The sequence below is a fragment of the Bradyrhizobium sp. SZCCHNR1017 genome (assembly GCF_032381375.1).
Lineage (GTDB): Bacteria > Pseudomonadota > Alphaproteobacteria > Rhizobiales > Xanthobacteraceae > Bradyrhizobium.
Genome location: NZ_JAUHIR010000015.1, coordinates 106,801 through 127,426, shown reverse-complemented (window position 1 = coordinate 127,426; position 20,626 = coordinate 106,801). Strand labels below are relative to the sequence as shown.

Sequence of the window (20,626 nt, the reverse complement as noted above, 5' to 3'; positions counted from 1 at the left end):
CGCCCTCGCCTCCTCGTCATGGCCGGGCTTGTCCCGGCCATCCACGTCGTGCAGCGCGCGTGGACCGACGTGGATGCCCGGGACAAGCCCGGGCATGACGGAGAGACAAACTGGCCGCGTGTTAGGGGTGCGAAGTGCGGTCGCGATCAATACCCATCCTGCATCGATCGATCCGGAATCAGGCTTGGTCAAGCTTCACGTTCGACTTTAAGACCTGAAGCAAGCACATCACAAAAGGGGGAAACCACATGATCAGACCGGGCACCATCATGGCCGCAACATTCGTTCTCGCCGCTGCAGCAACGCTGGCGCCGCGCGCGGGCCACGCCGAGACCTATGCCTATGTCGGCAACGCCGACAGCAACGACATCAGCGTCTTCAAGTTCGATGCTTCCACCGGCGAGATGACCCCGGCGCAGACGGCTTCCTTCGTCGGCGTCGACAAGCCGGGCTCGTCGACCCCGCTCGCGGTCAGCCCGGACAAGACGGTGCTGATCGCCGGAATCCGCTCGCAGCCGTTCCAGGCCGAGAGCTTTGCGATCGATGCCAAGACCGGTCAGCTCAGCCACATCGGCAACGGCCCGCTCGCCGACAGCATGGCCAACATCGCCTTCGACCGCACCGGCAAGGTGCTGTTCAGCGCCTCCTATGGCGGCAACAAGGTGGCGGTGAATCCGATCCAGGCCAATGGCGTCGTCGCGGCGCCGAGCCAGGTGATCCCGACCGGGCTGAACGCCCACGCCTTCCTGCCCTCGCCCGACAACCGCTTCGTGTTCGCGACCAATCTCGGCTCCGACCAGGTGCTCGGCTTCGCCTTCGACGCCGCGACGGGCACGCTGACGGCCAGGGAGGCGCTGACGGTGAAGACGCCGGAGAAGTCAGGGCCGCGCCACTTCATCTTCCACCCGAACGGCAAGTTCATCTACCTTCTGCACGAGCTCAACGCGGATCTCGCGGTCTATGCCTATGACGCGGAGAACGGCACCTGGAGCGAGCAGCAGCGCACCACCGCCCTGCCCTCAGGCTTCACCGGCAAGCCCTGGGCGGCCGATCTGCACGTGACGCCGGATGGCAAGTTCCTCTACGCCTCGGAGCGAGGCTCGAACACGATTGCCGGCTTCAAGGTCGATGCGGCCAGCGGGCGCGTGAGCCTGATCGGCAGCGTGCCGACCGAGACCCAGCCACGCGGCTTCGCCATCGATCCCACCGGGCGCTATCTCGCCGCCGTCGGCGAAGTGTCGAACGGGATGACGGTGTATCGGATCGACCCGGCCAGCGGCGCGCTCACGAGCCCGAAATCCTACGCCGTGGGCAAGAAGCCGAACTGGGTGGAGTTCGTCAGCCTGCCGTGAGCGAACGACAGGGCCGCCACGAGATCGGACGTGGCGGCCCGGCGTTTCCATCGGCGCTGCGAGTGCCTATATGCAACGCCATGACGATGCCTGCCGCCCAGCCTGACCGCCATCCCCTCGCAGTTCAACATCCGGAACTCGACGACGCCTCGATCCGCCTGCTGGTCGAGACCTTCTACGGGCGCGCAAGGGAGGACGAGCTGATCGGCCCGATCTTCAACCGTACCGTGGAGGATTGGGACGACCATATCGGCAGGATCAGCGATTTCTGGTCGTCGATGTTCCTGAAGACCGGCCGCTACAGCGGCGCGCCGATGCGGCCGCATCTGTTGCTATCGTTGCAGGGGCCGCATTTCGACCGCTGGCTGCAACTGTTCGAGGCGACGGCGAAGGACCTGCTCGCGCCGGAGCTCGCGGAGCTCTTCATCGTCCGCGCCCGCCGCATCGCCGACAGTTTCGAGATGGGCATCGCCAGCACGCGCGGCGACATCGCGCGCCCGCGCCATTCGGTCTGATCTCGGCCGCAAGCACGCGGGCGTTCGGGAAACGGCCATGCGGCCGTTCTGCGCTCAATGGCGCGTCATCGATTGCGCCGGCATGTTGAAGATCGCTTCGGAGAACGGGAACTCCAGCACGATCTCACCGTCCTCGTCGGTCACCTCGATGACGGCCGTCATCAGCGCCGCGTTGCCGCCTTCGGTCCGCAGCAGTTCCTTGATCATGTCGCGCGCGACTTCCCAGGCGCGGTCGGGACTGCGCAGCACCTCGCCGTCGGTGTCGGAGACCAGTTCCTCGCCGATCCGTGTGTTGAAGAAATATCTAGGCATCATCAGCTTCCAATGGGGTCGCGCGCTGGGGTTTTGAAGTCTCGAACATCTCACGACTGCTTTATCCGGCCAGCTCAGCCCCCCAAGCTAGGGACCGAATTGAACGGTGTTGCGAAGCCATCGATCACGAATTCGTTGTTTTCACGGCTCGTTCCGACGAAAACGGCAGCAACTCGCATCTGCAACTTCGCACTGCAATAAACAGGCCTGAGAGGCTCAAACAAAAAGATTCCACTGGCGAACTTTTCGTAGCACGGTAGTTTATTGCTGAGGACGATAACCGTCCCGACTTGAAGGAGAGGACAATGGCCTGGAAAGCACCGAAGATCGTTGAAGTGCCGGTCGGCATGGAAATCAACATGTACGCCTGCGCGGCCCGCAAATAATTCGCGGGTGTGACGTCCAGGTCTCGGCGATCAGGACGTCGACGCTTGAGGGTGGGGATCAGCGACTGCGTATGTGCCAGCCCGTACGCTGGTCGGATGTCCCACCCTCGTCACCTTCCCTGCGGGCGGTCCTGACCGTTGGTCAGCCTGCCTGTCGGAGATCCTGCCGCTGGTAATCGCGTGCGCCACCACAGCTGAATTCCAGGAGACGGCTCATGCTTCGCCTCGTCGTCCTGGGCGCCGCCGCAGGCGGTGGAGTGCCACAGTGGAATTGCGGCTGCGCCGTGTGCCGTGCCGCGCGCACCGATCATCCCGAGATCAGCAACAGCCAGGCCTCGGTCGCGGTCAGCGCTGATGGCGCCAACTGGTTCCTGATCAACGCCTCGCCCGATCTGCGCCAGCAGGTTACCCGCACGCCGCAACTGCATCCGAAGCCCGGCGCCCTGCGCCACAGTCCGATCGCCGGCGTGATCCTGACCAATGGCGAGATCGACGCGGTCACGGGGCTGCTGTCGATGCGCGAGAGTTCACCTTTCTCGATCCATGCGCACCCCAAGGTGCTTGCGATCCTCAGATCGAACAACATCTTCGATGTGCTGAAGGACGAGACCGTCAAGCGCGTGCCGATCGTGATCGACGTACCGTTCCGGCCGCTGCTGCAGGACGGCCGGCCCTCGGGCCTGGAGATCACGGCCTTCGCCGTCTCGGGAACGAGCGCGTGGTATCTGCGCGACAAGCAGCATCCCGGCGGCAGCTCCTCGACCGGCGACACGCTGGGCCTGAAGATCGCCGATCTCGAAGGCGGGCAATATTGCTACGTCATCGCCGCCTGTGCCGGCGTGGACGATGATCTGAGAACGAGATTGAGGGGCGCGCCCTTGGTGCTGTTCGACGGCACGGTGTGGCGCGACGACGAGATGATCCAGGCCGGACTCGGCAACAAGACCGGGCAGAGCATGGGACATATCGCGATGTCCGGAGAAAGCGGCGCGATCAAGCAGCTGGCGGACCTCGCGATCGGCAGGAAGGTCTTCCTGCACATCAACAACTCCAATCCGGCGTGGCTGCACGCCTCACCCGAGCGGCAAACGTTGGAACGCGAGGGATGGGAAATCCCCGCTGAAGGGATGGAGATCGTACTGTGAGTGAGGTCAATCTGAGCGGAATGACGGCGCTGTCGATCGGACGCGGCGTGACGCTGAACAGTGCAAGCGAATTGGAAGCAGCACTTCGCCATATCGGCGCGACGCGCTATCACAACCACCACCCGTTTCATAAGCTGCTGCACGGCGGCAAGCTCAACAAGGGCCAGGTGCAGGCCTGGGCGCTCAACCGCTACTACTACCAGTCGACGATCCCGCTGAAGGACGCGATGGTGATGACGCGCTTCCGCGACCGCGCCACGCGGCTGGAATGGCGGCACCGCATCGAGGATCATGATGGCGATGTCGGCAGCGAGGGCGGCATCGAGCGCTGGATCAAACTGACCGAAGGCCTCGGCCTCGACACGGCCTACGTCGAATCGACCGAAGGCATCCTGCCGGCCACCCGCTTCGCGGTCGAAGCCTATGTGCATTTCTGCCGCGACCGCTCGCCGCTGGAGGCGATCGCCTCGTCGCTGACCGAGCTGTTCGCGCCGAGCATCCATGAAGAGCGCATCTCGGGCATGCTCGAGCACTACGATTTCGTCAACAACGACACCATGAGCTACTTCAAGCGCCGTCTCACCCAGGCGCCGCGCGACGCGAACTTCGCGCTGCATTACGTCAAGGAGCACGCCACCACGCCGGAGCAGCGCGCCGCCGTGTGCAACGCGCTGATCTTCAAGACCAACGTGCTGTGGGTGCAGCTCGACGCGCTGTATCATGCCTATGTCGAGGGCCACATCCCGCCCGGCGCCTTCGTGCCGAAGGAGGGCTGAGCGTGGTCTTCGCGGCTCTCTCAAGGGTACCGGTGCCACCCTCCCCTGGAGGGGGAGGGTCGGCTCGCGCAAAGCGCGAGGCGGGGTGGGGTGAAGCCACCTGCCGCGGTGCGTATGGAGAGATCACCCCACCCCGTTGCGCATCGCGGGCGATGCGCAACGACCCTCCCCCTCCAGGGGAGGGTGGGCACCGCCGATGCCGCGGCATCGGACAGAACGCAACAATCATCGGCTAGAGACCCGCCATGGCCCCGCGTCACATCCAAGTTGCCGAGACCAGCCGCGTGGTGCTGCCGCGGCATGCCAAGCTGAAGTTCGACGAGACCCGGCAGGTCTGGGTGATCCTGGCGCCGGAGCGCGTGCTGGCGCCGGACGAGATCTCAGTCGAGGTGCTCAAGCTGTGCGATGGCGCGCGCAGCGTTGCTGATATCATCGACGAGCTCGCGGCGAAATATGCCGCGCCTCGCGACGTCATCGCGACCGATGTGGTTGCCATGCTGCAGGATCTCGCCGACAAGGGATTCCTGACCGAGGTTCGGGAGACGACATCATGACCGAGCTGACCGACACCTCACCGCCCGTCGACAGCAATGACGGCCTCGCCGTGCTGGAGCGACGCGGTTCCGTGGCCGAAACCTACGGCATTCCGCTCGCCGTACTGCTCGAACTCACGCATCGCTGTCCGCTGCAATGCCCCTATTGCTCCAACCCGCTGGAGCTAGATCGCGCCGGACAGGAGCTGACCACCACGGAATGGAAGAAGGTGCTGTCCGAGCTCGCCGAGATCGGCGTGCTGCAGATCCACTTCTCCGGCGGCGAGCCGACCGCGCGCAAGGATCTGGTCGAGCTGGTGCAGCATGCCAACGACGTCGGCCTCTACACCAACCTGATCACCTCGGCCGTGCTGCTGACGCGGGAGCGGCTGAAGGAGCTGGCCGATGCCGGGCTGTCCCATGTCCAGATCAGCTTCCAGGGCAGCGAGGCCGGCATCGCCGACCGCGTCGGCGGCTACAAGGGCGGCCACGTCAAGAAGCTCGAGGTCGCGCGCTGGACCCGCGAGCTCGACCTGCCGCTGACGGTCAACGCCGTGATGCACCGGCAGAACCTGCATCAGCTGCCCGACATCATCCAGATGGCGGTCGATCTCGATGCCGACCGGCTCGAGGTCGCCAACGTGCAATATTACGGCTGGGCGCTGAAGAATCGCGCCAGCCTGATGCCGACCTATGCCCAGTTGGAGGAGACCGACCGTCTGGTCGAAGAGGCGCGCGAGCGGCTGAAGGGCACGCTGACGATCGACTACGTCGTGCCGGACTACTACGCGCTGCGGCCGAAGAAGTGCATGGGCGGCTGGGGCCGGCAGTTCTTCAACATCTCTCCCTCGGGCAAGATCCTGCCCTGCCACGCTGCCGAGAGCATCACCGGGCTCGACTTCATGTCCGTGCGGTCGAACCATTCGATCGCCTGGATCTGGCAGAACTCCGAGGCCTTCAACCGCTACCGTGGCACCGGCTGGATGAAGGAGCCGTGCAAATCCTGCGAGTTCCGCGAGATCGATTTCGGCGGCTGCCGTTGCCAGGCGTTCGCGCTGACCGGCGATGCGGGGAATACCGATCCGGCCTGCACGCTGTCGCCGCTGCACGAGAGCATCTTCAAGCAGGCCGAGCGTGACGCGGCCTCGGGCAAGGACCGCTTCCTCTATCGCAACTTCGCCGGCGGCACGCCCGAGAGCAATGATGCCTGACGCCGAAGCCGGCCGCGCCTCCGCGCGCCGCAGCGATCCGTTCGCGCCGCTGACGTCGGAATGGCTAGATGTCTCCGGCGGTCACCAGATCTACGTCGAGAGCAGCGGCTGCGCCGCCGGCATCCCCGCCGTCTATCTGCATGGTGGGCCGGGCTCCGGATGCCAGCCGGATCACCGCCGCCTGTTCGATCCCGAGCGCTTCCATGCCGTGCTGTTCGACCAGCGCGGCGCCGGCCGCTCGCGTCCTGCGCGCAGCCGCGACAACAACACCCTGCCCGACCTGATCGCGGACATGGAGGCGATCCGCGAAAAGTTCGGTTTCGACCGCTGGATCGTCGCCGGCGGCTCCTGGGGCGCCACCTTGGCGCTGGCTTATACGCAGGCGCACCCGACGCGCGTCACGGGGCTGGTGCTGCGAGCGACGTTCCTCGGCACCCGTGCGGAAGTGGAGACGGCCTTCGGCGAGACGCTGGCGCGCTTTCACCCTGCCCTGCACCGCGACTTCCTGGAAATGCTGCCGGAGAACGAACGCGCCAACCCGTGCGACGCCTATTTCCGCCGCATCCTCGATCCCGATCCGGCGATTCATGGCCCGGCTGCGCGCGCCTGGCACGACACCGAGCGGGCGCTGTCCGAGATCAAACCCGCCCGCGCCCATCTGGATCGGCTCGCCATCCGCTCCGGCACAGCCTTGCCGGCGACGCCGTTCATGGAGGCGCATTACTTCTCGCAGGACAGCTTCATGGCGAAAGGCCAGTTGCTGCGGGATGCGAGCAGGCTGAGCGGGATTCCCGGAATCATCGTGCAGGGCCGCTATGACCTGCTCTGTCCGCCCTCCACCTCCGCGCGCCTGGCCGAAATCTGGCGCGACGCCGAAATCCGTGTCGTCGAAGCCGCAGGTCACAATCTTTATGATCCCGGCATCCGCGATGCGGTCATGAAAGCCATCTGCGATATGGCGACGCGCACGACTGCGCCTTAAACACATGGTCATCTCTCCTGATCCTGAGGAGCCATGCGCAGCATGGCGTCTCAAAGGATGAGGCCCCAGACATCCCCCGCCTCATGGTTCACCAGGCAATGCGCAGCATTGTCCGGGAGACGCGCCAAGTGACGCCCTCACCATGAGGATTGGCCGCTGAACAAGGACATCTGCAATGCCCATCGCCGGGAAAGGCATGCTTTTGACATCGATGAACATCGATGCTGAGCATGAAGCCGATTTCAACCATTGGTACGACAGCGAGCATCTCGAAGAGCGCGTGGCCATCCCCGGCTTCATCGAGGCGCGACGCTATGTCGCCGAGCAGGGCAGCCCGAAATATCTCTGCCTGTATTCGACCGAGACGATCGACGTGCTCGACAGCGCGGCCTACCGCGCCCGGCTGGAGTCGCCGACGGAATGGTCGAAGGCGGTGATGGCGCGGTTCAAGAACATGATCCGCAGCGTTGCGCGCATCACGATCTCGATCGGCGCCGGTCGCGGCGCCGTGCTAGGCATCATCCGCCTGCGGCCCAAACCCGGGCAGGACAAAGCGTTGCGCGACGCGCTGCAGGTCGAGCTCGACCCAAGCAAGCTGAGGGGCATCATCTCGATGCATCTGCTCGAAGGCGATGCCGACCTCTCCGGTCCCGCCCCTGGAGTTCCTGCGAGCTCGCGCGATGCCGACTGGTTCATCCTCATCGACGGTACCGACAGTCATGCCATCGCCACCTTGATGACCACCCGCTTCGCGGCAATCGACGGTCCGCTGGCGACGCAGATCTCGGCCGGCATCTATCGCCTGATGTGGGACTTGAGCCGCGCCGACATCGCGGCGGCGAAGTGAGCTAGATCCCGCCTCTCTCCACATCGTCATGGCCGGGCTCGTCCCGGCCATCCACGTTGTGCGGCATCCTGGGAACGACGTGGATGCCCGGGACAAGCCCGGGCATGACGGTGGAGTGTGTGGCAGCCCGCGTGCTCCACCCTCCATTCTTTAATTTATCATCGTCCTCGCAATTTATCGTCACCGAACATACCGCATCGCAACACGTGGCAGCATCAGGCCCGCAATGCGGCGCCGCACACTGTGCATGAGGGGCAGCTTTGCAAATTTGCCTTTGTGCGCGCCTTGGAATGGCTCTAGTCTGATAAGACTATTCAATTGAGCCATTCAAAAAACAGAAGGGCGACGAACAGGACCTGCTCCGGACCCACATCGATCCCTAGCCGATCCTGAACAAGCAGTCGTCCTCACGTCAGGAAGGCCGCGCGCTCATGGTTCGCCGCGCGGACAGGGTATGAATGAGAGCGACTGATATCTCGGCCCCCGACTACTTTCACAAAGTGGTCGACTGCCAATGGGCTTGTCCCGCACACACTCCGGTCCCTGAATACATCCGCCTGATCGCTGAGGGTCGCTACAGCGACGCCTACATGATCAATTGGAAATCGAATGTATTCCCGGGCATTCTCGGACGCACCTGCGATCGCCCTTGCGAGCCCGCCTGCCGACGGGGGCGTGTCGAGGAAAGCCCGGTCGCGATCTGCCGCCTGAAGCGCGTTGCGGCCGATTTCAAGGACGACATCCATCAGCGCCTGCCGCGCCCTGCCCCGAAGAACGGCCGGCGCATCGCGCTGGTCGGCGGCGGCCCGGCCTCGCTGACGGTGGCGCGCGATCTCGCGCCGCTCGGCTATCACTGCACCGTGTTCGATGCCGACCCAAAGCCCGGCGGCATGATGCGCTCGCAGATCCCCAAATTCCGCCTGCCCGACAGCGTCATCGACGAGGAGACGGGCTACGTGCTCGGCCTCGGCGTCGACTACAAGGCCGGACATCGCGTCGACAGCCTCAAGACGCTGCTGGCCGAGAACTATGATGCCATCTTCATCGGCTCCGGCGCGCCACGCGGCCGGGAGCTGAACATTCCCGGACGCAAGGAAGCCGCCGCGAACATCCATCTCGGCATCGACTGGCTCTCCAGCGTCTCGTTCGGACACACCGACAAGATCGGCAGGCGCGTGATCGTGCTCGGCGGCGGCAACACCGCGATGGATTGCTGCCGCACCGCGCGACGGCTCGGCGGCGAGGACGTCAAGGTCATCGTGCGCTCCGGCTTCGAGGAGATGAAGGCGTCGCCCTGGGAGAAGGAGGACGCGCTGCACGAGGACATTCCGATCCTCAACTATCTCGTGCCGGTCGCCTTCAATCACGACAATGGCAGGCTCACCGGCGTCACCTTCCAGAAGGTGAAGGCCGAATATGACGCCAGCGGCCGTCGCTCGCTGGTGCCGTCGGGCGAGCCCGACGTCACCTATGAGTGCGACGACGTGCTGGTCGCCGTCGGCCAGGAGAACGCGTTCCCCTGGATCGAGGCCGATTGCGACATCGCGTTCGACAAATGGCACATGCCGGTGGTCGATCCGACAACCTTCGTCTCGACCAACCCGAAAGTGTTCTTCGGCGGCGATGCGGCGTTCGGTCCGAAGAACATCATCTGGGCGGTCGCCCAGGGCCACGAGGCGGCGCTGTCGATCCACCGCCTGCTGTCCGGCGAGGACATCACCGAGCGGCCGCTGCCCGAGGTGCATGTCTCCTCGCAGAAGATGGGCATCCATGAATGGAGCTATGACAACGACGTTTCGTCCGAGAAGCGCTTCAAGGTGCCGCACCGCGACAAGGTGGTCGCGCTGAAGGACATCCGCGCCGAGGTCGAGCTCGGCTACGACGTCAAGCTCGCGCTCGGCGAGGCGCATCGCTGCCTGAATTGCGACGTGCAGACGGTGTTCTCCGACACGCTGTGCATTGAATGCGACGCCTGCGCCGACATCTGTCCGATGGACTGCATCACCTTCACCGACAACGGCGAGGAGGCGGATCTGCGTTCGCGCCTGAAGGCGCCGGCGCCGCATGTCGACCAGAGCCTCTACGTGTCGTCGGATCTGAAGACCGGGCGGGTGATGGTGAAGGACGAGGACGTCTGCCTCCATTGCGGCCTGTGCGCCGAGCGCTGTCCCACCGGTGCGTGGGACATGCAGAAATATTTCATCGAGACGACTCACGCAGGTAACGCATGTCCCAGCAAGCGCCGCTCAGCAGCGTAAACGACTTCGTCGTCCGCTTCGCCAACGTCAACGGCTCCGGCTCGGCCAGCGCGAACGAACTCTTCGCGCGCGCCGTGCTCCGCCACGGCGTGCCGGTCAGCCCGCGCAACATCTTCCCGTCGAACATCCAGGGCCTGCCGACCTGGTACGAGGTGCGCGTCACCGAAGCGGGCCATCTCGGCGCCCGCGGCGGCGGCACTGATCTGATGGTGGCGATGAACCCGCAGACCTGGGACAAGGACGTCGCCGGTATCGCGCCGGGCGGCTATCTGTTCTACGATTCCACCAAGCCGATGCCGGCAACCAAGTTCCGCGACGACATCACCGTCATCGGCGTGCCGCTGACCGCGATCACCAACTCGACCTATTCGGATCCGCGCCAGCGCCAGCTGTTCAAGAACATCATCTATCTCGGCGCGCTCTCAGCGCTGCTCGACATGGATCCGAAGCTGATCGAGCAATTGATCGGTGAGCAGTACAAGGGCAAGGAGAAGCTGCTCTCCTCCAACGTCCACGCGCTGCATCTCGGCCGCGACTGGGCGCTGCAGAATTTGAAGTGCCCGATCGGCCTGCGCATCAAGAAGGCCGACAAGGTCGGCGACCGCATCTTCATCGAGGGCAACAACGCCGCCGCGCTCGGCGCCGTCTATGGCGGCGCCACGGTCTGCGCCTGGTACCCGATCACGCCGTCGTCGTCGCTGGCCGAAGCGTTCAGCAACCACTGCAAGAAACTGCGGCACGATCCGGAAACCGGGCAGGCCAAATACGCGATCGTGCAGGCCGAGGACGAGCTCGCCTCGATCGGCATGGTGGTTGGCGCGTCCTGGAACGGCGCCCGCGCCTTTACCACGACATCGGGCCCCGGCGTGTCGCTGATGACCGAGTTCATCGGCCTCTCCTACTTTGCCGAGATCCCGGCCGTGATCATGAACGTGCAGCGCGCCGGCCCCTCGACCGGCATGCCGACGCGGACGCAGCAATGCGACCTGATCGCCTGCGGCTATGCCTCGCACGGCGATACCAAGCATGTGATGCTGTTCCCCGAAGATCCGGCGGAGGCGTTTGAGTTTGCCGCTGCGGCGTTCGACCTCGCCGAGCGGCTACAGACCACGATCTTCCTGATGCTCGATCTCGACATCGGCATGAACCAGCGGCTGTCCCGGCCGCTGAAGTGGGACGACGCCAAGCAGTATGACCGCGGCAAGGTGATGACGGCGGAAATGCTCGACGAAGGCCGCGACTTCGGCCGCTATCTCGACGTCGACGGCGACGGCATTCCGTTCCGCACCTACCCCGGCACGCATCCGACGAAGGGCTCCTACTTCACCCGCGGCACCTCGCGTGACCGCTACGCGCGCTATTCCGAGGAAGGCGCCGTCTATGCCGACAACGTGCAGCGCCTGCTGCGCAAGTTCCAGACCGCGCAGGACATGGTGCCGCGGCCGCTGCAGGCCAATGCGAGCAAGCCGACCAGATATGGCGTGATCTATTTCGGCTCGACCGCGCCGGCGATGGACGAGGCAATCGGACTGCTGGAGGCGCGCGGCTGTCAGCTCGACCGCCTGCGCATCCGCGCCTTCCCGTTCCATTCGAGCGTGGCGAGCTTCATCGCCGAGCACGACTTCGTCTATGTGGTCGAGCAGAACCGCGACGCGCAGCTGCGCCAGCTGATCGTCACCGAGAACGGCATCGACCCGGTCCGGCTGGTGCCGATCCTGCATTATGACGGCACGCCGATCACGGCGCGCTTCATCGCCGATGCGATCGGCGACCACCAGGACCACATCAAGGTCACACCGCTGCGCAAGGCGGTGTCATGACTTTACAGCCACTCTCTCCACGGTCATGCCCGGGCTTGACCCGCCTGCGCGGCCGGAGCCGCTCCGGCGCGGCGAAGGCCCGGGCATTCACGCCTCTCTTTCCTCGGACTCCCACGTGGATGGCCGGGACAAGCCCGGCCATGACGGCACTGGGCGACAGGGTGCTCTCATGACCTACATCGCAAAGCCGAAATTCCAGCATCCCGGCATCAAGAAGAACGCACTCGGCTACAGCCATCGCGACTACGAGGGCAAGATCTCGACCTTGTGCGCCGGCTGCGGCCACGATTCGATCACGGCCTCGATCATCGAGGCCTGCTTCGAGCTGTCGATCGAGCCGCATCGGGTGGCAAAAATCTCCGGCATCGGCTGCTCGTCGAAGACACCGGACTACTTTCTCGGCAATTCGCACGGCTTCAACACCGTGCACGGCCGCATGCCCTCGGTGCTGACCGGCGCCAACCTCGCCAACCGCGAGCTGATCTATCTCGGCGTCTCCGGCGACGGCGATTCCGCCTCGATCGGCTTCGGCCAGTTCGCCCACGCGATCCGGCGCGGCGTGAACATGACCTATATCGTCGAGAACAACGGCGTCTACGGCCTGACCAAGGGCCAATTCTCGGCGACCGCCGACCGCGGGTCGAAGTCGAAGAAGGGCGTCACCAACACCGACAATCCGATCGACCTGGTCGGCATCGCGCTGCAGCTCGGGGCCACCTATGTGGCGCGGTCGTTCTCCGGCGACAAGAAGCAGCTGGTGCCGATCATCGAGGGCGCCATCCGGCACAAGGGCGCGGCGTTCATCGACGTCATCAGCCCGTGCATCGCGTTCAACAATCACGCCGGCTCAACCAAGAGCTTCGACTATGTCCGCGAGCACAACGATGCCGTGAACCGGTTGGACGTGCTGACCGGGCGCGATCCGATCGAGATCGACCAGGATCCGGGCACGGTGCAGATCGTCGAGCAGCACGACGGCTCCAGGCTGGCGCTGCGCAAGATCGACGCCGACTACGACCCGCACGACCGGCTCGGCGCCATGACCTTCCTCCAGAAGCATGCCGCGCAAGGCCAGATCGTCACCGGCCTGCTCTATGTCGACCCTGAGGCCGACGATCTGCACAGCCACCTCAACACGGTGGAACGCCCGCTCAACCGGCTGGAGGCCGCGGATCTGTGCCCGGGCCAGGCCGCGCTCGACAAGATCAATGCGAGTCTGCGCTAGGCAGACCGCTGCGTGGAGAGCGTGCGCTCTGTAACCGTCCTTCGAGACGCCCGCCTCCGGCGGGCTCCTCAGGACAAAGGTGGAGTGCATTGCGCCCGCTTCTGGCGGGGCTATCGCATTTCGCAATCGGAGTTTTGCGCTTGTCTATCTCCACGTCATGGCCGGGCTTGTCCCGGCCATCCACGTCGTTCGGCACGCTGATAACCACGTGGATGCCCGGGACAAGCCCGGCCATGACGGAGTAACTAACTATCAGATCGTTCGTTGCGACAGCTCGGCATATCCTGGTGAGCCGCGCCCTCGCTCCTCATCATGAGGAGCGCCGCAGGCGCGTCTTGAACCATGAGGCCCGTCATCGTTGATGACGATTACGCCCGCAACGCGCTTGCCCAGACGCGATCGAGCTGCGCGATCGCCTCGCGCAGCGGCAGCGCGGACAGCGCGTCATCTCCGCCGGTCACAAGGCCGAACTCCCGCAGCCTGATCAAGGCCTCCTCGACATTGAACGCGCGGCTCAATCCAAACATCTGCTGCAGCAACTCCTCGACATGGCTGCACAATGCTGCACGCGAGAGCGGCACCGACGCCAGCAGCAGGCCGCCATAGGCCAGCATCGCTTCCTTCCAGTCCTGGTCCTCGGCCTCGCCGATCAAATAGTTGAAGATGCCGGAATTGTTGTTGACGTTGCGGAAGTAGATGTTGTCGGTGACCTGCTTCTGATGGATCAGCGACTGGCGATGGAAGTTGCCCCATTGCCGCAGGATGAAGGCGCCGAGCGCGAACAATCCCGACAGCGCCGCCAGCGCCTGCTCCGTATCGTTGTCGTGCACGGTGCCGCTGAGGCCGAGATAAAAGCCGGCGACGATGAACAGCACGGTGAGCGTCGAAGCCAGCTTGAGCAGGATCGGTACGCCGCCGACCAGCGCCGGCACGCCCAGCGTCAGTTGCTCGCGCAGGCCCATGACGACGCGGACGTTCGGCAGCAGCGCCTCGAGGTCGAAGCGCGCGATGTGGCGGAAATATTTGAACAGCACCGCGCCGCCGCGGATCTTGTTGCGGCCACGCCAGGCGGCGGTCTTGCGCTTCTTCTGAGACGGCTCGTCTGGCCTGGTCGCGACCATCAGGATGATGTCGTCGTAGACCTCGATCTCCTGCTTGCGCCTCCGCAGGCCATACAGCATGGGGACCTCGATGGTCTCTTGATGCGTGCCGCGCCGGAACATGCGGACGGCGCGAAAGTCGGAGACCGGCGCCCTCAGCTTGACCCTGACAAGCGCGTGCTCGGCGAAGGCGCGCTCGATCTCATCGTGGCTGATCTCGATGAAGTTCGCTTCGCTCAGCACCCGGACGAATTCGTCGGTGAGGTTGCAATAGGCGGTGTCGAGCTCCTGAGCGGAGCGATGGCGGCCGGCGGGGACCTCGGGATCGAAGTCGAAATAGACGTCGCGCAGCCGATCGAGCTCGTCGAAATATTCGTGGTGCAGGATGGCGCCGAGCATGTGCGCCAGCTGGCGCAGGTCGGCCGCCAGGGCGTCATCCAGACCGCCATGCGAAATGACGGTGTCCAGGACGTCGGACTTGCGTATCGGAATGAACCGGTCCCGCCGATCCGTTGCCGCCGTCTGCTTTGGTCCAACCACGCGCCTTACGCCCGAGCTTTGATCATCGTCCGCAACGGCCGGCTGCAACCACCCGGCCAACGGCGGGCACCATAGCGGGCTCATCAGCCTTGCGCCACTCGACGCGGGATGGAAAAGCTTGGTGAGGCCGGCCGGGAGGGAGAGATCGTGACCAATGATGTAAAGAGGGTGTCCGCATTTCGCGCCATTCGCGCCATCGACTACACGGTGATCCTCGCCCGCGACTGGGACGTCATGCGGCAGTTCTACGAGGAGGTCCTGGGCTTTCCGCTGCTCCGGGAACTGTCGCAGGGGTGGATCGAATTTCAGATCGGCCCCAACACGCTCGCGCTCGCTCGGCCGCAGCGGCTGACATCGGACCGGCCGACACCGCCGGGAAGCGCGGCGCTTCAACTCGCCTTCAAGGTGGGACGCGACGACGTCGACCGCTGCGCGGCCGAGCTGACGGAGAAGGGCGTCGCGCTCCTGGAGCAGCCGAGGGACCAGCCCTTCGGCCATCGGACGCTGTTCTTCAGGGATCCCGACGGCAATCTGCTGGAGATCTTCGCGGAAATCTGACGTCGCTCAGGGCTTGGCGGCCGCGCTAGGCGGCCGCCGGTTGTATCCGGGGATTGAGCACGTACTCCTTCAGCACCTTGTCGGTGGCGGCGTCGACCTCGACCAGCGACACGTCGTAGCTCCAGAGATCGGCGAGATGCTGCAGCACGCGCTTGGTGTCGGTCTCGTTGAGCTGGGCGCCCTTGACCACCGTATGCCGCAGCATCAGGCGGCGATCGCCGGCGAGATCGACATCGACCACCTCGATGTTCGGGTCGATGTAGCCGACATCGTACTGTTTCGACAGCTCGCGCCGGATGCGGCGATAGCCGCGCTCGTCATGGATGGCGTCGACCAGGATGCCGGCACGTTCGGCCGGATCGTCATGCAAATGGAACAGCTTGAAGTGCCGGATCAGGTTGGGGCTGAGGAACTGGCTGATGAAGCTCTCGTCGCGATAATTCGCCCAGACGTCACGCAGCACCGCCATTTCGTCGCCGATGCCGGCGATGTCCGGAAACCATTCGCGATCCTCGTCGGTCGGGTCCTTCACGATGCGCTCGATGTCCTGCATGATCGCAAAGCCGAGCGCATACGGGTTGAAGCCGGAGAAGCGCGGATCGTCAAACTCCGGCTGGAACACGACGTTGGTGTGCGACTGCAGGAACTCCAGGAAGTTGCCGTCGGTGAGGCGGCCGTCCTGGTGCAGCCGGTTCATGATGCGATAGTGCACATAGGTCGCCGTGCCCTCGTTCATGACCTTGGTCTGACCCTGCGGATAGAAATACTGCGCGATGTGGCGAACGATGCGCAGCAACTCGCGCTGCCAGGGCGCCAGCCGCGGCGCGGTCTTCTCCAGGAAATAGAGCAGGTTCTCCTGCGGGAGGCGGAGCAGCGCGCGACGGCGCTCGACGTTCAGCATCGCATTGGTCTTGACCGGGCCGGTCGGCACCGTGCGCCAGAGATCGTTGAACTGGCCCTCCTCGTAGAGCCTGCGCTTGCCCGCGCGCTTCTCCTCCTCGCGGAAGTCGAGCTTCTTCTTGCCGGGATAGCGGTCGACGCCGTGCGACATCAGCGCATGCGCCGCGTCGAGCGTATGCTCGACCGCGAGCCGGCCATAACGCTCCTCGCATTGCGCGATGTAGCCGCGGGCGAAATCGAGATAGTCGAGGATGCCGTCGGCGTCGGTCCACTGCTTGAACAGGTAGTTGTTCTTGAAGAAATGGTTGTGGCCGAACGCGGCGTGCGCGATCACCAAGGTCTGCATCGTCGCCGTGTTCTCCTCCATCAGATAGGAGATACAGGGCGAGGAGTTGATCACGATCTCATAGGCGAGGCCCATCAGGCCCTTGCGGTACGAGGCCTCGTGATAGGCGAAGTGTTTGCCGAACGACCAGTGCTTGTAGAACAGGGGCATGCCGACCGAGGAATAGGCGTCGAGCATCTGCTCGGCCGTGATCACCTCGATCTGGTTGGGATAGGTGTCGAGCCCGAGCTCCTTCTCGGCGACGGCTTCGCAGGCATCGTGGATGCGCTGCAGGGTGAGGAAATTCCAGTCTGCGCCCTCGAACAGCAGCCCGCTCATGACGCCGCCCTCTCCTGCGTGGTGCCGCGACGCTGAAACAGGTCGTGGAACACCGGGAAGATCTCGCTGCGGTCGCGGACCTTGCGCATCGACAGCGGCTCGCCATTGGCGCGCAGCCGCTCATACAGCGACCACAGCGCCGAGTCAGGCATCTCGAACGAATAGGTGCCGGATTCGCCGACCTCGAGATAGGCGAAGAACTGCGACACCGGCAGGATGTTGTCGGTCAAGAGCCGCGCGACGTTCTCGGAATCCGAGGTGGCGTTGTCGCCGTCGGAGGCCTGCGCCGCGTAGATGTTCCAGTCCGAGGGGCGGAAGCGCGAGCGGACGATGTCGTGCATGCATTGCAGGGCGCTCGACACCAAGGTGCCGCCGGACGCCGGTCCGTAGAAGAACGTCTGCTCGTCGACCTCCTCGGCGCGATCGGTATGGCGGATGAAGACGATCTCGACATGGCGGTAGCGCCGGGTCAGGAACACGTAGAGCAGCATGTAGAATCGCTTGGCGAGGTCCTTCATGTGCTCCGACATCGAGCCGGACACGTCCATCAGGCAGAACATCACGGCCTGTGCGATCGGCTTCGGCACGGCCTCGAAGCGCCGGTAGCGGATGTCGATCGGGTCGATGAAGGGGATGCGCTTGGCCTTCGCCTTCAGCGCCTCGATCTCGGCCAGAAGCGCGGCGCGCTTGTCGTCGTCGGTCTCCTGCTCCAGCTGGGCTTCGAGCTCGGCAATCGCCTCCGGCCGCGGACGGCGCAGCGCGACGCGGCGGGCCAAGGCGCGCGTGACGGTGCGGCTGATCGAGATATTGGCCGGCGACCCCGACGTCGAATAGCCCGCGCGTACCAGCCCCTCGCTCTCGGCCTCGGCGAATTTGCGCTTGGCGAGATCGGGCAGCTCGAGATCGTCGAGGAAGAGGTTGACGAACTCCTCCTTGCTCAGCACGAAGCGGAACGCGTCCTCGCTGTCGCCTTGTCCGGGCGCCGACTTGCGGCCGCTGCCGTCGCCGGAGCGCGGCAGGATGTCGCCTTCGACGAACTTCTTGTTGCCGGGCAACACCATGTCGCGGGTGCCGCCCTCGCGGCGGAAGCGAGGCTCGTCCATGCCGTCGAGCGGGATCGAGACCTCGCCGCCCTCCAGCACGTCCTTGATGTCGCGGTCCTGCGAGGTCTTCTTGACCGCTCCCTGAACCAGGGCCTTGGCGCGGCGCAAAAATCGCTGGCGATTTTCGAGACTTTTGCCGCCCGGATTCAGGCGCCGATCAATGATGTGCATGACCACGTTCCATACGCCTCCTGCTGCAGCGGCTTCGACTCCTGCTCTCCCCCGCCGCGACGCCGCGGTGCAGTATCGGACCCGACACTGCAACGGCACCCTCTGCCTGTCCGACGCCTCCCAGCGAAGCTCAGCGTCGAACGTTTCGCTCGTTTCGTAGCCCTGGCGCCGACGTCAGACCGATGGCCTGCCGCACCTGCAGTGAACATCGGCGCCGGACCACGATCAACCCGCCTGCTTCACGCGCATGTACCACTCGACCAGCCGGCGGACCTGCCGCTCGGTGTAGCCGCGTTCGACCATGCGCGCGACGAAGTCGTCGTGCTTCTTCTCGGTCTCGCCGTCCTTCTTGGTACCGAACGAGATGACCGGAAGCAGATCCTCGACCTGCGAGAATATCCTCTTTTCGATGACTTCGCGGATCTTTTCGTAGGAGGTCCAGGACGGATTTTTGCCACCATTCTGGGCCCGGAAGCGCAGCGAGAACTTGACAACCTCGTTGCGGAAATCCTTCGGGTTGGCGATCCCGGCCGGCTTCTCGATCTTGGTCAGCTCCTGGTTCAACAGCTCGCGATTGAGCAGCTGTCCCGTATCGGGATCCTTGAAGTCCTGATCTTCGATCCAGGCGTCGGCGTAGTCGACGTAGCGGTCGAACAGGTTCTGGCCGTAATCGGAGTAGGATTCCAGATAGGCCTTCTGGATCTCGTGACCGATGAACTCGGCGTAGCGCGGCGCCAGATCCGCCTTGATGAATTCGAGGTAGCGCTTCTCGATCTCCTCGGGCAGTTGCTCGCGCTTGATCGACTGTTCCAGCACGTACATCAGATGCACGGCATCGGCCGACACTTCCGCCGTGTCGTGATTGTAGGTCGCAGCCAGCACCTTGAAGGCAAAGCGGGTGGAGATGCCGTCCATGCCCTCGTCGACGCCGGCAGCGTCGCGATATTCCTGCACGCTGCGCGCCTTCGGATCGGACTCCTTGAGGCTCTCGCCGTCATAGACCCGCATCTTGGCATACAACGTCGAATTCTCGTGCTTGCGCAGGCGCGACATCACCGAGAATCTGGCGAGCGTGTCCAAGGTCGCCGGCGCACAGGGCGCGGCGGAGAGCTCGGAGCCCTGGATCAGCTTCTCATAGATCTTGCGCTCCTCGGTAACGCGCAGGCAGTACGGCACCTTGATGACGCAGATGCGGTCGATGAAGGCCTCGTTGTTCTTGTTGGTCTTGAAGCTCTGCCACTCCGCCTCGTTGGAGTGGGCGAGGATCACGCCATTGTAGGGAATCGCGCCGATGTTCTCGGTGCCGATATAGTTGCCCTCTTGCGTCGCCGTCAGCAGCGGATGCAGCATCTTGATCGGCGCCTTGAACATCTCGACGAATTCGAGGATGCCCTGGTTGGCGCGGTTGAGGCCGCCCGAATAGGAGTAGGCGTCGGGATCGTTCTGGGCGTAGGTTTCGAGCTTGCGGATGTCGACCTTGCCGACCAGCGAGGAGATGTCCTGGTTGTTCTCGTCGCCGGGCTCGGTCTTGGCGATGCCGATCTGGCGCAGCCGCGACGGCTGGATCTTGGCGACGCGGAACTGCGAGATGTCGCCGCCGAAGGCTTCGAGCCGCTTGTAGCACCACGGGCTCATCAGGCCCGACAGGCGGCGGCGCGGAATGCCGTATTTCTCCTCGAGCATCGGGCCCAGCGTGTCGGGATCGAACAGGCCGAGCGGCGACTCGAACACGGGGCTCAACTCATCTCCCGCCTTGAGCACGTAGATCGGATGAGTTTCCATCAACTGCTTCAGCCGTTCGGCGAGCGACGACTTGCCGCCGCCGACCGGTCCGAGCAGATAGAGGATCTGCTTGCGCTCTTCGAGACCCTGCGCGGCGTGCCGGAAGAAGCCGACGATGCGCTCGATCGTGTCTTCCATGCCGTAGAAGCCGGCGAACGCGGGATACAGCCGAACCGTCCGGTTCAAAAAAATACGGCCAAGGCGTGGGTCCTTGGCCGTATCGATCATCTGAGGCTCACCGATCGCAGCTAGTAGTCGTTCAGCGGCGTTCGCGTATCGCATCGGGTCGGTTCGACACGATTCTAGATATTCCTGCATCGACATGTCGGTCTGGCTGCGTGCCTCGAACGACCTTGCGAACGCGTTGAACAACGAATCGTTGTACATGATCCCTCTCCACGTAGGTTCCGCTGCACTGCTGCAACGGGCCGAGATCCAAGTACGTT

General features: G+C 64.3%; 18 protein-coding genes. 13 read left to right on the top strand and 5 right to left on the bottom strand.

All coding sequences use genetic code 11. From position 1 onward, the window contains the following. Positions 1 to 248 precede the first annotated feature (248 nt). Both QW863_RS28990 and QW863_RS28985 read left to right on the top strand, forming a co-directional pair. The gene (locus QW863_RS28990) at positions 249 to 1,352 is read left to right on the top strand and encodes a lactonase family protein (RefSeq protein ID WP_315718028.1); all 1,104 of its coding nucleotides are present in this window, start codon (positions 249 to 251) and stop codon (positions 1,350 to 1,352) included. Positions 1,353 to 1,432: 80 nt separating this feature from the next. Beyond that, complete coding sequence (locus QW863_RS28985; protein ID WP_315718027.1) at positions 1,433 to 1,867, top strand: group III truncated hemoglobin; 435 nt, start codon at positions 1,433 to 1,435, stop codon at positions 1,865 to 1,867. 54 nt (positions 1,868 to 1,921) lie between these two features. Here the strand turns inward: QW863_RS28985 and QW863_RS28980 are convergent, their stop codons facing one another. Further along, a complete protein-coding gene (locus tag QW863_RS28980; RefSeq protein ID WP_315718026.1) occupies positions 1,922 to 2,179 on the bottom strand; it encodes a DUF6894 family protein in 258 nt (85 codons plus the stop codon). Between the two features lie 305 nt (positions 2,180 to 2,484). Here QW863_RS28980 and pqqA point away from each other — a divergent pair, with 305 nt between their 5' ends. The 10 genes from pqqA to QW863_RS28930 all read left to right on the top strand — a co-directional run bounded on the left by pqqA (position 2,485) and on the right by QW863_RS28930 (position 13,362). Beyond that, positions 2,485 to 2,565 (top strand): pyrroloquinoline quinone precursor peptide PqqA, encoded by an 81-nt coding sequence (pqqA, locus tag QW863_RS28975; RefSeq protein ID WP_012029362.1) that lies wholly within the window; start codon positions 2,485 to 2,487, stop codon positions 2,563 to 2,565. Positions 2,566 to 2,780: 215 nt separating this feature from the next. Then, on the top strand, positions 2,781 to 3,710 hold the full coding sequence (gene pqqB / locus QW863_RS28970; RefSeq protein ID WP_315718025.1) for a pyrroloquinoline quinone biosynthesis protein PqqB: 930 nt from the start codon (positions 2,781 to 2,783) through the stop codon (positions 3,708 to 3,710). Positions 3,711 to 3,730: 20 nt separating this feature from the next. Beyond that, positions 3,731 to 4,486: a pyrroloquinoline-quinone synthase PqqC gene (gene pqqC, locus QW863_RS28965; protein WP_409977980.1), complete on the top strand. Its 756-nt coding sequence runs from the start codon at positions 3,731 to 3,733 to the stop codon at positions 4,484 to 4,486. Between the two features lie 245 nt (positions 4,487 to 4,731). After that, positions 4,732 to 5,040, top strand: a complete 309-nt coding sequence (gene pqqD / locus QW863_RS28960; protein WP_315718023.1) for a pyrroloquinoline quinone biosynthesis peptide chaperone PqqD — start codon at positions 4,732 to 4,734, stop codon at positions 5,038 to 5,040. Next, positions 5,037 to 6,230, top strand: coding sequence for a pyrroloquinoline quinone biosynthesis protein PqqE (gene pqqE / locus QW863_RS28955; RefSeq protein ID WP_315718021.1), 1,194 nt, complete (start codon positions 5,037 to 5,039; stop codon positions 6,228 to 6,230). Before pqqD ends, pqqE begins: the two co-directional genes overlap by 4 nt. Beyond that, on the top strand, positions 6,223 to 7,212 hold the full coding sequence (gene pip / locus QW863_RS28950) for a prolyl aminopeptidase (RefSeq protein WP_315718020.1): 990 nt from the start codon (positions 6,223 to 6,225) through the stop codon (positions 7,210 to 7,212). Before pqqE ends, pip begins: the two co-directional genes overlap by 8 nt. Positions 7,213 to 7,387: 175 nt before the next feature. Beyond that, positions 7,388 to 8,059, top strand: coding sequence for a DUF4286 family protein (locus QW863_RS28945; protein ID WP_315718019.1), 672 nt, complete (start codon positions 7,388 to 7,390; stop codon positions 8,057 to 8,059). 458 nt (positions 8,060 to 8,517) lie between these two features. After that, positions 8,518 to 10,317 carry an FAD-dependent oxidoreductase gene (locus tag QW863_RS28940; protein ID WP_315718018.1) on the top strand — a complete coding sequence of 600 codons (1,800 nt, stop codon included), beginning with the start codon at positions 8,518 to 8,520 and terminating at the stop codon, positions 10,315 to 10,317. Continuing rightward, positions 10,287 to 12,137, top strand: a complete 1,851-nt coding sequence (locus QW863_RS28935; protein ID WP_315718017.1) for a 2-oxoacid:acceptor oxidoreductase subunit alpha — start codon at positions 10,287 to 10,289, stop codon at positions 12,135 to 12,137. The genes QW863_RS28940 and QW863_RS28935 overlap by 31 nt, the downstream gene beginning before the upstream one ends. Before the next feature lie 169 nt (positions 12,138 to 12,306). Beyond that, positions 12,307 to 13,362, top strand: coding sequence for a 2-oxoacid:ferredoxin oxidoreductase subunit beta (locus QW863_RS28930; protein WP_315718016.1), 1,056 nt, complete (start codon positions 12,307 to 12,309; stop codon positions 13,360 to 13,362). 368 nt (positions 13,363 to 13,730) lie between these two features. On the opposite strand, the gene QW863_RS28925 is transcribed toward QW863_RS28930, so the two are convergent. Beyond that, entirely contained in the window at positions 13,731 to 15,002 is a 1,272-nt protein-coding gene (locus QW863_RS28925) for a TMEM143 family protein (RefSeq protein ID WP_315718015.1), read from the bottom strand. Positions 15,003 to 15,149: 147 nt separating this feature from the next. On the opposite strand from QW863_RS28925, the gene QW863_RS28920 reads away from it, so the two are divergent. Next, on the top strand, positions 15,150 to 15,560 hold the full coding sequence (locus QW863_RS28920; protein ID WP_315718013.1) for a VOC family protein: 411 nt from the start codon (positions 15,150 to 15,152) through the stop codon (positions 15,558 to 15,560). Positions 15,561 to 15,585: 25 nt separating this feature from the next. Here QW863_RS28920 and QW863_RS28915 read toward each other — a convergent pair whose 3' ends face one another. The 3 genes from QW863_RS28915 to QW863_RS28905 form a co-directional block, all read right to left on the bottom strand. Further along, positions 15,586 to 17,124, bottom strand: a complete 1,539-nt coding sequence (locus tag QW863_RS28915) for a SpoVR family protein (protein ID WP_315718012.1) — start codon at positions 17,122 to 17,124, stop codon at positions 15,586 to 15,588. Next, positions 17,121 to 18,398 (bottom strand): YeaH/YhbH family protein, encoded by a 1,278-nt coding sequence (locus tag QW863_RS28910; protein WP_315718011.1) that lies wholly within the window; start codon positions 18,396 to 18,398, stop codon positions 17,121 to 17,123. The genes QW863_RS28915 and QW863_RS28910 overlap by 4 nt, the downstream gene beginning before the upstream one ends. Positions 18,399 to 18,623: 225 nt before the next feature. Next, a complete protein-coding gene (locus QW863_RS28905; RefSeq protein ID WP_315718010.1) occupies positions 18,624 to 20,567 on the bottom strand; it encodes a PrkA family serine protein kinase in 1,944 nt (647 codons plus the stop codon). Positions 20,568 to 20,626: the final 59 nt, after the last annotated feature.

Bases quoted from the DNA above. Each gene is read 5' to 3' on its own strand.
- QW863_RS28990 (WP_315718028.1), top strand. From the start codon at position 249: ATGATCAGACCGGGCACCATCATGGCCGCAACATTCGTTCTCGCCGCT.
- QW863_RS28985 (WP_315718027.1), top strand. From the start codon at position 1,433: ATGACGATGCCTGCCGCCCAGCCTGACCGCCATCCCCTCGCAGTTCAA.
- QW863_RS28980 (WP_315718026.1), bottom strand. From the start codon at position 2,179: ATGCCTAGATATTTCTTCAACACACGGATCGGCGAGGAACTGGTCTCC.
- pqqA (WP_012029362.1), top strand. From the start codon at position 2,485: ATGGCCTGGAAAGCACCGAAGATCGTTGAAGTGCCGGTCGGCATGGAA.
- pqqB (WP_315718025.1), top strand. From the start codon at position 2,781: ATGCTTCGCCTCGTCGTCCTGGGCGCCGCCGCAGGCGGTGGAGTGCCA.
- pqqC (WP_409977980.1), top strand. From the start codon at position 3,731: ATGACGGCGCTGTCGATCGGACGCGGCGTGACGCTGAACAGTGCAAGC.
- pqqD (WP_315718023.1), top strand. From the start codon at position 4,732: ATGGCCCCGCGTCACATCCAAGTTGCCGAGACCAGCCGCGTGGTGCTG.
- pqqE (WP_315718021.1), top strand. From the start codon at position 5,037: ATGACCGAGCTGACCGACACCTCACCGCCCGTCGACAGCAATGACGGC.
- pip (WP_315718020.1), top strand. From the start codon at position 6,223: ATGCCTGACGCCGAAGCCGGCCGCGCCTCCGCGCGCCGCAGCGATCCG.
- QW863_RS28945 (WP_315718019.1), top strand. From the start codon at position 7,388: ATGCCCATCGCCGGGAAAGGCATGCTTTTGACATCGATGAACATCGAT.
- QW863_RS28940 (WP_315718018.1), top strand. From the start codon at position 8,518: ATGAGAGCGACTGATATCTCGGCCCCCGACTACTTTCACAAAGTGGTC.
- QW863_RS28935 (WP_315718017.1), top strand. From the start codon at position 10,287: ATGTCCCAGCAAGCGCCGCTCAGCAGCGTAAACGACTTCGTCGTCCGC.
- QW863_RS28930 (WP_315718016.1), top strand. From the start codon at position 12,307: ATGACCTACATCGCAAAGCCGAAATTCCAGCATCCCGGCATCAAGAAG.
- QW863_RS28915 (WP_315718012.1), bottom strand. From the start codon at position 17,124: ATGAGCGGGCTGCTGTTCGAGGGCGCAGACTGGAATTTCCTCACCCTG.
- QW863_RS28910 (WP_315718011.1), bottom strand. From the start codon at position 18,398: ATGCACATCATTGATCGGCGCCTGAATCCGGGCGGCAAAAGTCTCGAA.
- QW863_RS28905 (WP_315718010.1), bottom strand. From the start codon at position 20,567: ATGTACAACGATTCGTTGTTCAACGCGTTCGCAAGGTCGTTCGAGGCA.